This is a genomic window from Bacillus sp. 1A (genome assembly GCF_052682215.1).
Genome location: NZ_JBQYLZ010000001.1, coordinates 2,891,185 through 2,907,068, shown reverse-complemented (window position 1 = coordinate 2,907,068; position 15,884 = coordinate 2,891,185). Strand labels below are relative to the sequence as shown.

Sequence of the window (15,884 nt, the reverse complement as noted above, 5' to 3'; positions counted from 1 at the left end):
AGAAAGGACGAATCTAATGGCAATAGCAACAATAGGAAGTCGTTTAACCTATACAATCGTTGTCCAAAATACTGGAACACTTCCTGCCCAAAACGTTACATTTACAGACCCTATACCAGCTGGCACCACTTTCGTTCCAAACAGTGTAACTGTTAACGGTACTCCAACAGCCGGTGATCCTTCAACTGGAATTCCTATTAATAATATTCCAGCTGGTGGTTCTGTTACAATTACTTTTCAAGTAGATGTAACAAGTATTCCTACCCCACCTGTCGCCAGTAACGTAGCATCATTTGGATACGAATTTCAACCTGCACCTAACGCACCCACTATCACACGTACAACAACAAGCAATATAGTTGATACAGATATTTTCACAGCTAATGTCGCATTAACAAAAGCAGTAGATAAAACAATTGCTACCATCGGTGATACGATTACGTATACAATTACCGCCACAAATCAAGCCCCCTTAGCTGCTAATAATGTTATCATTACAGACACACCCCCTGCCGGCACATCGTTCGTACCGGGTAGCGTTACAGTAAATGGTACTTCTACTACGGATAATCCTGCTACTGGTATAAATGTAGGAACGATTGCTGCAAACGGGAATGCTACAATTACGTTTCAAGTTCGAGTTAATACCCTTCCTACACCAAACCCTATTCCAAATAGTGCAACTTCAAGCTTTCAATACAATCCACCAAACCAACCACCAATTAACAGAAACTCTACAAGTAATATAGTTGAAACACAAATTAATGCTACTATCATTAATCCGACTAAAAGTGCAAACCAACAAATTGTGAATATTGGTGACATCATTACGTATACGATTACTGTCCCAAATAACGGTAATATTTCAGCAACAAATGTTTCTATCACCGATCCTATCCCTACTGGTACTACTTTTATTCCAAACAGTGTTACAGTTAATGGAGCGACACAATCTGGCGTAACACCAACAAATATTCCGCTAGGTACGATTCCTGCTGGTCAAACTACAACTGTCACATTTCAAGTTCAAGTCACTTCTCTTCCGGCTAATGGAACGATTACTAATGAAGCAAATATAACATTTACATCGCAACCGAACCCTACTGAACCTCCAACGACAACTACGACAACACCACCTCCAACAACTACTTCTGTACGAACTGCAATTGTAAATCCAACAAAATCTGCTAGTCCACAAGTTACTGATATTGGCGATATTATTACGTATACAATTACTGTACCGAACACAGGAAACATTGACGCGACGAACGTTATTGTAACTGATCCAATTCCAAGTGGCACTACATTTATTCCGAATAGCGTCACAATTAACGGCACTTCACAATCAGGTGTAAATCCTGCTGGCGGTATACAAATCGGAACAATTGCTGCTGGTGCAAATGCTATAGTTACATTCCAAGTTCAAGTTACCTCTCTCCCAGAGAATGGCTTAATCCGAAATATCGGAACCACAACATTTACGTATGAACCAGATCCAACAAAACCACCTATTACAACAACAAACCCTACACCACCTACTACTACTCCTGTTAATACCGCTATTACAAATCCTGTTAAAACGGTGGATAAAACTGCTGTTGATATCGGTGATGTTATTACGTATACGATTACATTTACTAATGATGGTACAATCCCTGCTACGAATGTAGTTTTTAATGATACAATTCCTGCTGGAACAACATTCATTCCGAACAGCGTGGTCTTAAATAATGCCCCTGTCCCAAATTCAAATCCAGCACTAGGAATTCCAGTAGGAACAATTAATCCCGGTGAAACGAAAACACTCTCATTCCAAGTTCTTGTTACACAAGTACCTGCTGGCGGTGTTATTACAAACGAAGCTTCAACGACATATACGTATCAGCCAGATCCAACAAGGCCTCCTGTTACAACAACTGAACCGACAGCACCTACTACAGTCGCTGTTAATACCGCTACGGTTAATCCTACAAAATCTGCTAATCGTACTTTCGTTGACATTGGTGATATTATTACGTATACAATTAGTTTACAAAATAACGGCACTGTTCCCTCTACGAATATTGTACTAACAGATCCAATTCCAAACGGTACAACATTCATTCCAAATAGCGTTACGATTGATGGTGTCTCACAACCTAACAGTAATCCTGAAAACGGTATATCAATTGGCACTTTAAATCCAAATCAAGCAAAAACAATTACATTCCAGGTTCAAGTTACAAGTGTGCCACCAAATGGCCTTATAGAAAATCAGGGTATTGTATCATTTAATCATATTGTTAATCCAAATGAACCTCCTGTTACAAAAACGACCCCAACTCCTAAAACAGAAACTCAAGTTGGGACTGTTGTTACTGTGCCTACAAAATCTGCAGACAAACAAGTTGCTGATTTAGGAGATACAATTACCTATACGGTCACATTTACAAATAACGGGACAGTTCCAGCTACAAATGTAGTCGTTACAGACCCTACACCTAACGGTACTATTTTCGTTCCAAATAGTGTTACGATTGATGGTGTTTCGAATCCTGGTTCCGATCCAGCACTTGGAATACAACTTGGTACTATTTCTGTTGGAGAAACAAAGACAATCACGTATCAAGTTGTCGTTACAAACTTACCACCTGATGGGGTAATTAGAAACCAAGCATCCTTCACTTATCAATATCAACCGAATCCAAGTGAGCCTCCCGTTACAACAACTACTACAACTCCAAGTGTGAACATCCCAATTAACAATCCAAATCCGACGACTACAAAATCTGCAGATCGACAAATTGCTGATTTAGGAGATACGATTACTTTTACCGTAACATTCCAAAATAGAGGAACCGTACCCGCTACAAATGTTATTGTGAAAGATACACTTCCATCTGGTGTTTCATTCGCTCCAGGTAGCGTTGTTGTGAATGGAATATCACAAATTGGAGAAAATCCCGAAATTGGTATACCGGTCGGCACTGTGAATCCTGGTCAAAGTATTACTGTTACTTTCCAAGGTGTAGTAAATAGTATCCCTTCCGGGGGAGTTATTAGAAATCAAGCAACTATAACATTCACATATGAACCAAATCCGAATGAACCTCCTGTTACGACAACTATTACAACTCCTGAAACAGAAACGGCAGTTAATACTGCAACACTAAATCCACAAAAAACAGCAGATCGTTCCTTCGTTGCATTAAATGATATCATTACCTATACGCTCTCATTCCAAAACAACGGTACTGTCCCTGCTACGGATGTAACAGTAATAGACTCTATCCCTCCTGGTACTGTATTTGTTCCAGATAGTGTTACGATTAATGGTATTCCTCAACCAGGAACCAATCCATCATCAGGAATTTCACTTGGAACTTTAGCGCCATCCGAACGAGCAACGATTACTTTCCAAGTACGTGTAGTGAACATCCCTGCTAGCGGCGAAATACGCAATCAAGGAAGTGCGACATTTAATTATCAACCGGATCCAAACTTACCTCCAGTCACAAAAACAGAAACGACCCCTGAAACAACGACCCCTATCCAAACTGTAGTCATAAGTCCAACAAAAACTGCAAACCTTACGTTTGCAGAAATTGGCGATATTGTAACTTATACTGTCACATTTACAAACCAAGGAACTATACCTGCTACTGGTGTAACAATTACAGACTCTTTGCCACCTGGTACAACTTTTGTTACTGATAGTGTTACAGTAAATACTATCCCTCAACCTAGTGTAAGCCCACTTACAGGCATTTCTGTCGGTACTGTTAACCCTGGCGAAACCGTCACGGTTACGTTCCAAGTACAAATAAATGCTATTCCACCTAACGGAAAAATAGAAAATACAGCAGTTGTAACCTATATTTCTCAACCTAATCCTAGTGAACCACCTATTACAACGACGGAAACAACTCCTACTGTTACTTTACCGGTTCGTACCGCTAACCCGAATCCGCAAAAAACAGTAGACCGTGAGTTTGCAAGTATTGGTGATACACTCACTTATACAATCACCCTTCAAAATTCTGGTAATATACCTGCAACTGATGTCATTATTACAGATTCTATCCCTACTGGAACTAAATTTATTCCTGGTAGTATCACAATTAATGGTATTTCACAACCTGACTTGACACCAGAAACAGGAATCCCAGTTGGAACATTGAACCCTAGACAAATAGTGACTGTTACTTTAGAAGTACAAGTAACTGCTCTACCACCAAATGGCATTGTCTCAAATGAAGCAAATGTCACTTACACATCTCAACCAAACCCTACTCTTCCGCCTATTACAACAACCATACCTACTCCAATCGCAGAAACAATTGTACAAAATGCAGAGTTAGAGTCAAATAAAACAGTAGATTTATCAGTTGCTAACATTGGAGATGCACTCACGTATACAATCACTCTTGAAAACATCGGAAATATTCCTATGACAAATGTATCTGTCATTGATCAGCCACCAGTAGGCACACAATTCATTGTAGATTCTGTTACAGTAAATGGTGGTTCACAACTAGGTGTTGATCCAAGTATCGGGATACCTATCGGTACAATACAACCAAATCAAATCGTAACCATCACGTTCCAAGTAACGATTACAAATATACCTCCTAACGGGGTTGTTACAAATGTTGGTTCAGTCAACTTTACATCTCAGCCTAATCCAAATGAACCTCCTATTACAGAAATAGAAGAAACACCACCAGTTAATACTGAAATCATTAATAGTATTATTAATCCATCGAAAACAGCTGATCGAAACAACGTTGATATAGGTGATATTATTACGTACACCGTTACCTTCCAAAACTTACAAACTGTACAACTGACAGACATCGTTTTTACAGACCCCATCCCAACAGGAACTACTTTCATTCCAAATAGCGTTACAATTAACGGCACTCCAACTAGTAATATAGATCCAGCCCTTGGCATATCTCTTGGCACATTAAACCCTAGCGAATCGGTCGTTGTAACTTTCCAAGTTCGCGTTGTTTCAATACCACCTAACGGAATTATTGTAAATGAAGCTACTATCACCTACACATTCCAACCTAATCCTGGAGAACCACCAGTAACAGTAACTACTCCAACGCCCCCTACTACTACAAATGTCAACACAGCAACAACGAATCCTACAAAATCTGCTGATAAAGTATTTGCTTTATTAGGTGACACAATCACTTATACAATCTCCTTACAAAACACAGGAACTGTCCCTGCAACAAATGTACTTGTAACCGATCCTATTCCAGCCGGTACCACTTTCATACCGAATAGCGTTACGATAAATGGTGTTACACAACCAGGCATCATTCCTAGTTCCGGAATTCTTATCGGTACATTAGAACCTAACACTTCAGTCGTTGTAACTTTCCAAGTTCAAGTAACATCAATACCACCAACAGGCTTTATTGAAAATCAAGGGACAGTTTCATTCCAATACCAACCAGATCCTACTAGACCACCTATATCTATTACTACGCCTACACCTACTACAAAGACGCAAGTAAGTGAAGTTACTACTAACCCTAACAAACAAGCATCCCCTCAAGTTATTAATCTTGGTGATACTGTCACTTATACAGTTACGTTCCAAAATGTCGGAAATATAAATGCGACAGATGTGATTATTACAGACCCTACTCCAAGTGGTACTACTTTTATTCCCAATAGCGTTACGATAAATGGCGTTTCTTCACCTGGAGCAAATCCAAATAGTGGTGTAAATGTCGGAACTGTAACTCCAGGGCAAATTGTTACGCTAACTTATCAAGTTACTGTAAGTGCACTTCCGCCAGATGGTATAATTAAAAACACTGCAACTGTCACTTTCACATTCCAGCCAAACCCTAGTGAACCTCCTATTACCATTACAGATCCTACTCCAACAGTTGAAGTATCTGTTATTACACCTACCCCTAACCCAAATAAACTAGCAGACAAACAAATTGTAGATATAAATGAAATCATCACTTATACCGTAACGTTCCAAAATCGCGGATCAGTCCCTGCAACTTCCGTTATCATTACTGATCCGTTAGCGAATGGATTAACATTCGTTCCAGGTACCGTTATAATAAATGGCATTCCGAATCTTGGCGCAAATCCTGTAACGGGTATACCTGTAGGAACAGTCAATCCGAACGGTATAATAACTGTTCAATTTCAAGCGAGAGTAACAAGCGTACCACCTGGTGGTATCATTCGAAATCAAGCAACTGTTACTTTCACATATGAACCAATTCCTGGTGAACCTCCTATTACCATTACAGACCCTACTCCAATTAACACAACGAATGTAAATACAGCTATATTAAATCCGCAAAAAACAGCTACGCCGGAAACAGTTACACTAGGTGATATCATTACGTATACGATTTCACTCCAAAATACAGGTACCATTCCTGCTAATAATATAGTTGTAACTGATACAATTCCTGCCGGTACTTCGTTCATTCAAAATAGTGTTACAATTAACAACGTGCCGCAACCAACCGCAAATCCATCCACAGGCATCCCTATTTCAACACTTGCTCCTTCTGAATCTGCAACAATTTCTTTCCATGTCCTAGTTACTTCGATTCCACCAAACGGAGAAATTCAAAACCAAGGTAACGTTTCATTCCAATATCAACCTGATCCTACTAAGCCACCTGTATCCGTTACTACGCCTACGCCTACGACAATAACCCCTGTAAACGTCGGAACTATTAATCCGATAAAAACCGCTGATAAATCCATCGTTTCAGTAGGCGATACAATTACGTTTACTATCACATTCCAAAACGAAGGTACAATTCCTGTCACTGATATTTCTGTTACAGATTCACTTCCTGCCGGTACATCATTCATTCCAAACAGTGTCACAATTAATAACATTCCATTTCCAAACGCAAATCCATCCACAGGAATTCCTGTTGGAAACCTTGATCCGGCAGAATCAGTAACTATTTCATTCCAAGTACGTGTTATTATACTTCCAGCTAATAGAATGATTACAAATATCGCATCTATTACGTATACTTCTCAACCTGATCCTACTAGACCACCTGTCACAACAACGACAACAACACCACCAATTACGATAGAAGTAAACCCTAATGAGCCAAACACATTTATTAAGACTGCAAATGTAAATAGTGTGGAACTTGGTGACTTCATCACATATACACTTACCTTTACTAACAATGGCGCTACCCCTGCAAATAATGTACTCATTACCGATCCACTACCTCCCGAAGTTACTTTCTATCCAAATTCAGTAACAGTAAACGGCGTTTCACGTCCTGGAAGTAATCCAACTATTGGTATTCTTATTGAAACTGTTAATCCAGGTGAATCCGTTGTTGTCCGTTTTATCGTTCAAGTAACAGCAGAGCCACAAAACGGTCTCATTCGAAATACCGCCCGCGTTCGCTATACACTTAGACCTGATCCTACTAAACCACCGATTCCTGTTGATGAGACTACAGAACCAAATATTATTCCGTTTATCGGTCCGTTTGTGTCACCAAATTTAAATTGTTTCTTTAATGGGGAACGCTTTATACGACGAGGTTGGGACAGAAGATGTTAACAATATAAATAAAAAGACAGCGTCAAAAAACGCTGTCTTTTCATTTTATACATATACAGTTTTTAAGTTAATTTCATATCTTTTTCATTATAAAAACCATCTTCTTTTTCCATTTCCTTCTGTAATTTCGTAAAGGAACGGTACATGGCAATTCTCCATGACACAATCATCGCGAACGCCAGTAAGAAGAACATGCCACTAAGTTGTCCTAAATCAAGAGATTGGCTTAAGTATGTTTTAAATACAATCCGCACGACAAGTAATCCAATTAATATAAAAACAAAGGCTTTTGAACGCTTCAAATAAATCTCTTGTCCTCTAATTTCAAATTTAGATGTTTTAATAAGAAAAATAGAGAAAAACAAACCGACGCCAATTGCTTCTAACATTTCTGCTGGAGTTAATCGAAATTCTGGAAAAACAAACATCAATGCTCCCGTACTCATAAAAAATGGGGGAAGTATAATTTTTTTCAATGTTGCCGGTTTCTTAGCTGCTTTTAAACGAATAAACATCGCACCGACAGCCATACAAACAGCAACGATACTTGATAAAACAACTATGTTCATATTTTCTCATCCTTTTTTGTGGCTATATGCAAAATATACTTTCATTATATGCTTTTCCGTTAGTATTTCCAACATTTTCACAGAATAATACTAAAAACCGGTAAAACCACCAAATAAACTTGAGAAATATACGATAATTTTCGTCATCCAATTAAAATATAGGAAGATACCCATGACAATCATAACGTATCCTCCAATTTTCATGAATTTCATACTATTTCTTTTAATCCAAGACATTTTCGTAATAAAGAATGATAGTACGAAAAATGGGATAGCAAATCCAAGTATGTATGCTATCATATAAATCATTGCTGATTCTGGATTTGTTGCTGCTAATCCAATGACAGACACTAAAATAGGTCCAGTACAAGGCGTCCACCCTGCAGCAAAGGCCAACCCAATTAGAACGGATCCCAAATAGCCACTCGGACGATTTTTAAACGTAAATTTACGGTCTTGCATTAAAAACTTTGGCTTAAACACACCGACAATAATAAGACCGAACACGATGATAAATATACCACCTAACTGTCTAATTAAATCTTTATAATTTGTAAAGATGCCTCCAATAAAACTTGTACCAAATCCAATTGCAATAAATATAATTGAAAATCCAAGTAAGAAAAACGCTGTATGTATCATACTTCTTTTGCGAAGCATTGCATTTTCTTCTTTCAACTCAGAAACCGACATACCTGTTATGTACGATAAAAATGCCGGATAAAGCGGTAAGCAACATGGGGAAATAAATGATAAAAATCCTGCGCCAAACGCTAAAAAAATACTAATATCTTGCATGATTCCACTCCTCTCCTTACATATTGTAGCAAAAACACATAAAAATACTATGAACAATTCGTGAACTCACTTTAACAACGTGATAATAAGAAAAACTACCCTCGCAAACAGTTTCTAATAAAACGTTTTCATTTCCTTCTATTATATAGAACAATCTCAATTGGACTACGAAACTTCTCTAATTGTTATTAACATAACAAAGGTAACATAGTTTCTCAAATGATTAGCACACTATATTGGACTACCCTTCTATCTCCCTAAAAAATATTTTTTTCAAATGCTGTCTTTATACAATACAAAGTTGATTTTACAATACTTTTATTATTACTAATTTCAAGATTATGCATAAATATCATACTTTTATTATTATTCTATAAAATGTCACACTTTTCTTTTATTTGACCCTTTATTTTTAATTTTGTATACTTCCCTCTAGTTATATATGTCCGTTAGGAACAATTTCATATAGATGGGAGGAATTTTTCATGCTTCGTTATTCTCTTTTAGTTTTATTAGGAGCGTGTAGTTATGGGATTTTAGCTATTTTCGTTAAACTTGCCTATGCAGAAGGGTTTTCACTTGGAGAGGTAATTGGCAGCCAATATTTGTTCGGTTGGATTATTTTGCTTGCTATTACACTTCTATTTTCTAGACATCGTGTTCCATTAAAACAAGCATTAATTTTATTCGTTGCAGGTACATCTGCAAGTTTTACTGGAATTTTTTATTATGCTTCATTAAAAACTGTACCGGCATCTATTGCAATTATACTTTTATTCCAATTCGTTTGGGTCGGAATTATTATTGAAGCAGTCGCAACAAAAACATTACCTTCAAGAGAAAAGGTTATTTCCGTTATTTTCTTACTTGCAGGTACATTTTTATCAAGTGGTTTACTAGAAAAATCAGCAGGTGATTTCGATATGACTGGAATCATACTAGGTTTATTATCTGCTGTTACATTCGCAACATACATTTTCGTGAGCGGAAAAGTTGCTGTTGAAGTACCTTCATTACCACGCGGTGTTCTCTTAATGACTGGCGCTTTAACTTTAGTAATGATCGTATTCCCGCCAACATTTATTTTTAGCGGTGCAATTTCTGAAGGACTTTGGAAATACGGTTTAGGATTAGGAACATTTAGTATCGTTATTCCTTCTATCGCCTTTACAATCGGTATTCCAAAGATCGGTTCTGGCTTAGCGACTATTCTTGGTGCAGCAGAACTACCAGTTACAACAATTATGTCTGTATTCGTTTTAAAAGAAGCGGTGCTATCTTCACAATGGATTGGTGTATCACTTATTTTAATCGGTATTGCAATCCCGCAAATTGCCTATGCAATGCGTGGACGTTATCGTAAACATCATACACACAAAAAATTGGCAGCATAAAACAAGAGAGGATTTTCATTTGAGAATCCTCTCTTTTCTTATTGTATAATTAATGTAAATACATTAATTAAGAAAGAAGGCATTATACGTGGCAGCAAATCTAGAGCAATTAACTGAGATGCTAATTTCTATTCGTCGAAATTTACATGAGCATCCAGAATTATCATACGAAGAATTTGAAACGACGAAGACTATAAAAAATTGGTTAGAAAAGAAAAACATTACGATTATAAATTCTAGTTTAGAAACAGGCGTTATTGCTGAAATTTCAGGGAATAACAGCGGACCAATTATAGCACTCCGTGCTGATATTGATGCCCTTCCTATTCAAGAAGAAACAAATTTACCGTACGCTTCAAAAATTCCCGGTAAAATGCATGCTTGTGGGCATGATTTTCATACAGCTGCTATTATAGGTGCCGCTTATTTATTAAAAGAAAAAGAATCTTCTCTTAGCGGAACTGTACGCTTTATATTCCAACCAGCTGAAGAAAGTAGCAATGGTGCTCGCAAAGTAATTGAAGCCGGGCATTTACATGGCGTGCAAGCTATTTTCGGTATGCATAATAAACCTGATTTACCAGTAGGTACAATCGGTATTAAAGATGGTCCACTGATGGCCGGGGTCGATCGATTTGAAATTAAAATTCACGGAGTTGGTACACATGCAGCTGTACCTGATGCTGGGGTAGACCCTATTGTCGCGTCCTCTCAAATCGTGATGGCACTCCAAACAATTGTAAGCCGAAATATAAGCTCTTCACATAATGCCGTCGTCAGTGTCACAAACATCCATTCAGGAAATACGTGGAACGTAATTCCTGAAAAAGCAACGCTGGAAGGAACTGTACGTACATTCCAAACTGAAACACGCGAAAAGATTCCTGCACTAATGAAACGTATTATTCAAGGAGTTTCTGATGCATTAGGTGTAAAAACAGAATTTCGTTTTTATGCAGGTCCTCCTGCTGTTCATAACGATACATCTTTAACAAACTTATCCTCTCAAGTTGCTGAAAAAATGAATTTAAATATCATCTCTCCTACCCCGTCAATGGCCGGAGAAGATTTTTCTTTTTATCAACAAGAAATACCTGGTTCATTCGTTTTTATGGGAACGAGTGGTACACATGAATGGCATCATCCAGCTTTTACAGTAGATGAGCAAGCATTACCTATAAGTGCAGAATACTTCGCTTTGTTAGCTGAAAAAGCACTTAAACAATTTGCATAAAAAAGGAGCCGTTAAGAAATACTTAACGGCTCCTTTTTTTAAGTTAAATCGCGTTTTAAAAATACTGTATAGGAAATGCTTAAAAATACAAATAAATATAGTAATAACATACATGAAGCAAACGGGAATGTTACTCCATCAATAAAACTTCCATTCTTTGAAATACTGTATAAATCTGTGTTTGCCGGCAATAAATATTTCGCCCAATCATATCTAGTCGCTGCTAATAATGCAATATTTCCTGATAAAGCAAGAAATAGTGAAATACCAATCGCGCCCCCACTAGATCTTGTTAATACAGAAATCATAAATGCAAACGCTGCGTACACAATGGTCGGCAACCACGATAAAATATAATACTTACTAGCTTCCACAAAAATATTTTGTTTTATAATATTTCCATCTTGGAAAATAAGCTCGCTCCATGCAGGCTGTTGGAATTTATAAATAACAAGTCCACATAAAGTGGAGAAAATCATATTAAATATAAACAATAACGCTGCAAATATCACAATTGCTAAAAATTTAGCTGTCAAAATTTTAAATCGACTCGCTGGTCGTATCGTTAAAAATTTATATGTTCCCCAGCTATATTCATTCGCAAAAATTGTACTTGCATACACGAGGATAAACGGGAGCAATATTGGAAATACGATAAAACCTGTATCTCTCATGAAAGAAAGCGGAGAACTGCTTGCCGGTGCTGTATCTGTATCTAAATGCTTCATCTTAAGCTGATATTCCTTTACAAGCTCGTCCCCAGATCGTTCTGCTAATATAGATTCTTTTTTCATACCTAGCTTTTTCTCTATTTCTACAGTTCGTTCTGTATAATCGGCTTTCCATCCTTTTGTTTCCGGTTCTAAATACTTTACCGTGACCCATCCTAATCCAATTATTAATACTGCAATAACTGCAAAGGGAATAATCGTTCGCTTTCGCTTAAATATTTTATACAGTTCGTTATACACTAAATTAAACAATATCTTTTCCCCCTGTTAATTCTAAAAATTGCTCTTCTAACGTTTTTCTTTCTTCATATACACGATACACTTGAATATTTTTCTCAAGCAATATACGAATAACATTTGGGATTTCTTCATCTTTTACATGAATAAGTAGATCATTACCTTTTATTAAAACATCTTGGTCTAACATTTCTGCTGCTTTATTTGCATCATCTACACGTATACGGATTGTCTCCATCTCTTCGCTTTGATTATGCTGAATATTTTGCGTCGCCACATATTCTCCATGCTGAATAATGATAACTCTATCACACATTAATTCAACTTCTGAAAGTAAGTGACTAGATACAAGTACCGCTTTTCCTTGTTCATGTGCAATTTTCTTTATGTACATTCTCATTTCATGTATTCCACTAGGATCTAATCCATTCGTTGGTTCATCTAATATTAATACATCTGGATCGTGAATAAGCGCTTGAGCAATTCCTAAACGTTGTCTCATGCCGAGTGAATATGCTTTTACTTTTCGGTCAATTACTTGTCCCATCCCTAACAATTTCACTACTTCATCGATACGTTCTTCCGTCACGTTACCATTCATTCGTCCGAAATATGTTAAATTTTCATAGCCGCTCAAAAAAGGATAAAATTCCGGTGTCTCAATTACTGCTCCAATTTTCGCAGCAGTACTTTCAAATTGCTGTTTTACAGATTGACCGTCAATCCAAACTTCACCCTCTGTCATACGAATCATGCCGACCATCATTCTCATTAAAGTCGTTTTTCCAGCACCATTTGGTCCGAGCAAGCCAACTACTTCACCCTTTTTAACTTCGAAACTAATATTTTCTACAAGTGTCTTTGAACCGATTCGCTTCGTTAACCGCTCAACCTTTACAATTGATTGTTCATTTGTCATACTATACAACCTTTCCTTCCCATTCTTTGTCAGGTCTTTACACTGTAACATGATTATTTTTATGTGTAAAATAGGAAAAGGCATGATTTCTCATGCCTTTTCCTTGAATTAAAACGAATTTTCATCTTGTAAACTTTGAACAAATCGAAAACATTGCATCATCGATAATAGGACGATCCCAATCATAATTATACTAACAACTACTATTGCATATATTGTAATCGGTGCACTATTTATCCCTTGTATTCCTGCTATTTTCATAAAGATAATCGTAAATAATTTCAAAAATAACATCCCATTCACTAATCCAAAAACAAACGCTGCTCCATAAATAAATAATTGCTCCTGACATAATAAACATAGTACGTCATTTCTCTTCCTACTCTCTGCTACATAAGATTTAATTTCCTCTTTCCTCACTTGCAGAAGAGAAAACGTTATTTTATATGTAGTAAAAATACAAATAAAAATGAATACAATAAACAGCATGTAAAAGCTCATTTGAAATAAAAGTGTAGTCTCTAATTTCCCAATAGCTCCTTCATTAAATTGGAGCGATATCATAAAAAATAAAATCATAGTACTCATAGCAACCCACATGAATTGCTTCATCCTTTTGGCAGCAAATGTTCTTATATTTTTTCTCACTAACTGACATAAAGACATATGTTCTTCCCCTACCTCACTTCATACCATACTCATTCTATACTACTAGTGTATAAAAATATGACATTTTAAACATCGCACTACAATCTGAATTTTTTCTAAGTCTTTAGTCCTAGAAAATAAAATGGAAAATAATTTACATTAAGAATGTAATTGTAAAAAAAAGAGGGGTTTCATGCGCATAAAATTGCTATTAATCTTTTCTTTATTATTTCTCAAAAGTTGTAGCCCACTTAAAAACAATGCAGATGCCATTGTTGAGCCATATAAATTAACAAAAGAACAATCTTCTATTTTACAAATGACTCCTTTTCAAGAAGGCAATAGCATGTTTTATAACGTTACCCTAAAAAATGAAAAAGATAAAATACATGCTACAATTGATTATTATCAAAATGGTAAAAAACAAACGTAATTGCGAATATAGCTACCTCCCATTTTCAAGAAAAGAAAGTAAAGCTTTCTTTTTTACCACCTCAATCCCAACTCGATAAAGATGTACAAGTGCAAAAACATTGGTATGTTAATATTGAAGGTAGTTCCATGCTCGCTCCTGAAGAAGCACCTCCAATCATAAATAGCTCTACCTCTACTACTCTTCAATCTGCTATAAACTTAACATACAATCAAAAGACGACTTTAGCGGCTATAATAAAAACGAATAAAGAAACCGTAAGAATTCCAATGCTTGAGGAAAAAACTGCTATTGAACAATTATTACAAGAAAACGAACATGTTTATCTCTTTAGTATAGAACTAAAAAAGAACACTAAAGCGGAAATGCAATATAATTGCATTTCCGCTTTAGTGTTTAACGAGGTGTACTTTTTAACAAATTAATTAATCTCATCCTCAACTTCTATTCTTTTCTTCTCTCTTGCAATTTTCAAAAACTCTAAAAGTTCTGGATTAGTATTCATTTTTTTGTACGCTACTGACATTTCTGCAACAAAATTAGAATCACATAATTCTTTATATACGACTTCGGTTTTATACAATTTATTCGCCGATACAGGTATTACCGTAATTCCGATTCCTGCCGCTACAAGTCCCATAACTGTTTGATATTCCGTTGCTTCTTGTACAATGTGTGGACTAAATCCTACGTCGCGGCAAAGTGATAAAATTGTATCGTATAACGCTGGCCATACCGGTCTCGTAATAAATACGAACGGTTCGTCTCTTAAATCTTCAATATGTATTTCATCCTTTTCAGCAAGTGGATGTGCCTTCGGTAAACATAACGTACAAGAAAGCTTTTGAATTGGTTCTAACTCTAGTAATTGCGTTGGAATTGGCGGACGCAAAAAGCCAATATCAATACGGTTATCGTGAAGTGCATGCACCTGATCCGGTGTTGACAGTTCATGTAATGCAACAGACACTCTCGGAAATTTCTTTCTATACTCCCTTACGATAGATGGTAAAATATCATATATCGCCGCACCTACAAAACCAATTGAAAGTAAGCCCACTTCTCCCCTTTGGGCACTTTGTGCAACTTCTACTGCTTTATCAATTTGTTCGAACGCTTTTTTTACTTCTTTTAAAAACATTTCTCCAGCTTCTGTTAATTCAACTTTTCTCTTCGTTCTTGAAAATAACATAACTCCCATTTCTTTTTCTAATTGCTGAATTTGTTGACTAAGCGGTGGTTGTGTCATTTGTAAACGAGCAGCTGCTCGTCCAAAGTGTAACTCCTCTGCCACTACAACAAAATATTGCAAATGCCGTAATTCCATTTTGGACACCCTTTT

Annotated in this window: 10 protein-coding genes and 1 pseudogene; 4 read left to right on the top strand and 7 right to left on the bottom strand. The window is 36.6% G+C overall.

Annotated features, from left to right (window positions below; translation table 11 throughout):
- Positions 1 to 16: 16 nt before the first annotated feature.
- On the top strand, positions 17 to 7,579 hold the full coding sequence (locus ACUN0F_RS14770) for a hypothetical protein (protein ID WP_445539595.1): 7,563 nt from the start codon (positions 17 to 19) through the stop codon (positions 7,577 to 7,579).
- 62 nt (positions 7,580 to 7,641) lie between these two features.
- Here ACUN0F_RS14770 and ACUN0F_RS14765 read toward each other — a convergent pair whose 3' ends face one another.
- From ACUN0F_RS14765 to ACUN0F_RS14755, 3 genes are all read right to left on the bottom strand, one after another.
- On the bottom strand, positions 7,642 to 8,148 hold the full coding sequence (locus ACUN0F_RS14765) for a CcdC family protein (protein ID WP_001028637.1): 507 nt from the start codon (positions 8,146 to 8,148) through the stop codon (positions 7,642 to 7,644).
- Between the two features lie 90 nt (positions 8,149 to 8,238).
- Positions 8,239 to 8,946 (bottom strand): cytochrome c-type biogenesis protein CcdA, encoded by a 708-nt coding sequence (gene ccdA, locus ACUN0F_RS14760; protein ID WP_001152685.1) that lies wholly within the window; start codon positions 8,944 to 8,946, stop codon positions 8,239 to 8,241.
- Positions 8,947 to 8,962: 16 nt separating this feature from the next.
- Positions 8,963 to 9,106: a peptidase T gene (locus ACUN0F_RS14755; protein WP_152665105.1), complete on the bottom strand. Its 144-nt coding sequence runs from the start codon at positions 9,104 to 9,106 to the stop codon at positions 8,963 to 8,965.
- 325 nt (positions 9,107 to 9,431) lie between these two features.
- Between ACUN0F_RS14755 and ACUN0F_RS14750 the strand changes: the two genes are divergently transcribed.
- Entirely contained in the window at positions 9,432 to 10,340 is a 909-nt protein-coding gene (locus tag ACUN0F_RS14750; RefSeq protein ID WP_046954537.1) for an EamA family transporter, read from the top strand.
- 88 nt (positions 10,341 to 10,428) lie between these two features.
- Entirely contained in the window at positions 10,429 to 11,574 is a 1,146-nt protein-coding gene (locus ACUN0F_RS14745) for a M20 peptidase aminoacylase family protein (RefSeq protein ID WP_445539594.1), read from the top strand.
- 38 nt (positions 11,575 to 11,612) lie between these two features.
- Here the strand turns inward: ACUN0F_RS14745 and ACUN0F_RS14740 are convergent, their stop codons facing one another.
- From ACUN0F_RS14740 to ACUN0F_RS14730, 3 genes are all read right to left on the bottom strand, one after another.
- Positions 11,613 to 12,557: an ABC transporter permease gene (locus ACUN0F_RS14740; protein WP_131934750.1), complete on the bottom strand. Its 945-nt coding sequence runs from the start codon at positions 12,555 to 12,557 to the stop codon at positions 11,613 to 11,615.
- Positions 12,550 to 13,461, bottom strand: a complete 912-nt coding sequence (locus tag ACUN0F_RS14735; protein ID WP_046954535.1) for an ABC transporter ATP-binding protein — start codon at positions 13,459 to 13,461, stop codon at positions 12,550 to 12,552. The genes ACUN0F_RS14740 and ACUN0F_RS14735 overlap by 8 nt, the downstream gene beginning before the upstream one ends.
- A gap of 108 nt (positions 13,462 to 13,569) precedes the next feature.
- The gene (locus tag ACUN0F_RS14730; RefSeq protein WP_046954534.1) at positions 13,570 to 14,127 is read right to left on the bottom strand and encodes a hypothetical protein; all 558 of its coding nucleotides are present in this window, start codon (positions 14,125 to 14,127) and stop codon (positions 13,570 to 13,572) included.
- A 175-nt stretch (positions 14,128 to 14,302) separates the two neighbouring features.
- Between ACUN0F_RS14730 and ACUN0F_RS14725 the strand changes: the two are divergent.
- A pseudogene (locus ACUN0F_RS14725) lies at positions 14,303 to 14,967 on the top strand (histidine kinase).
- On the opposite strand, the gene alsR reads toward ACUN0F_RS14725, so the two are convergent.
- The gene (alsR, locus tag ACUN0F_RS14720) at positions 14,964 to 15,869 is read right to left on the bottom strand and encodes an acetoin biosynthesis transcriptional regulator AlsR (protein WP_098146475.1); all 906 of its coding nucleotides are present in this window, start codon (positions 15,867 to 15,869) and stop codon (positions 14,964 to 14,966) included. The pseudogene ACUN0F_RS14725 and the gene alsR overlap by 4 nt on opposite strands.
- Positions 15,870 to 15,884 lie beyond the last annotated feature (15 nt).

Excerpts from the sequence above, each read along its gene's own strand:
- ACUN0F_RS14770 (WP_445539595.1), top strand. The coding sequence starts at position 17 with ATGGCAATAGCAACAATAGGAAGTCGTTTAACCTATACAATCGTTGTC.
- ACUN0F_RS14765 (WP_001028637.1), bottom strand. The coding sequence starts at position 8,148 with ATGAACATAGTTGTTTTATCAAGTATCGTTGCTGTTTGTATGGCTGTC.
- ccdA (WP_001152685.1), bottom strand. The coding sequence starts at position 8,946 with ATGCAAGATATTAGTATTTTTTTAGCGTTTGGCGCAGGATTTTTATCA.
- ACUN0F_RS14750 (WP_046954537.1), top strand. The coding sequence starts at position 9,432 with ATGCTTCGTTATTCTCTTTTAGTTTTATTAGGAGCGTGTAGTTATGGG.
- ACUN0F_RS14735 (WP_046954535.1), bottom strand. The coding sequence starts at position 13,461 with ATGACAAATGAACAATCAATTGTAAAGGTTGAGCGGTTAACGAAGCGA.
- ACUN0F_RS14730 (WP_046954534.1), bottom strand. The coding sequence starts at position 14,127 with ATGTCTTTATGTCAGTTAGTGAGAAAAAATATAAGAACATTTGCTGCC.
- alsR (WP_098146475.1), bottom strand. The coding sequence starts at position 15,869 with ATGGAATTACGGCATTTGCAATATTTTGTTGTAGTGGCAGAGGAGTTA.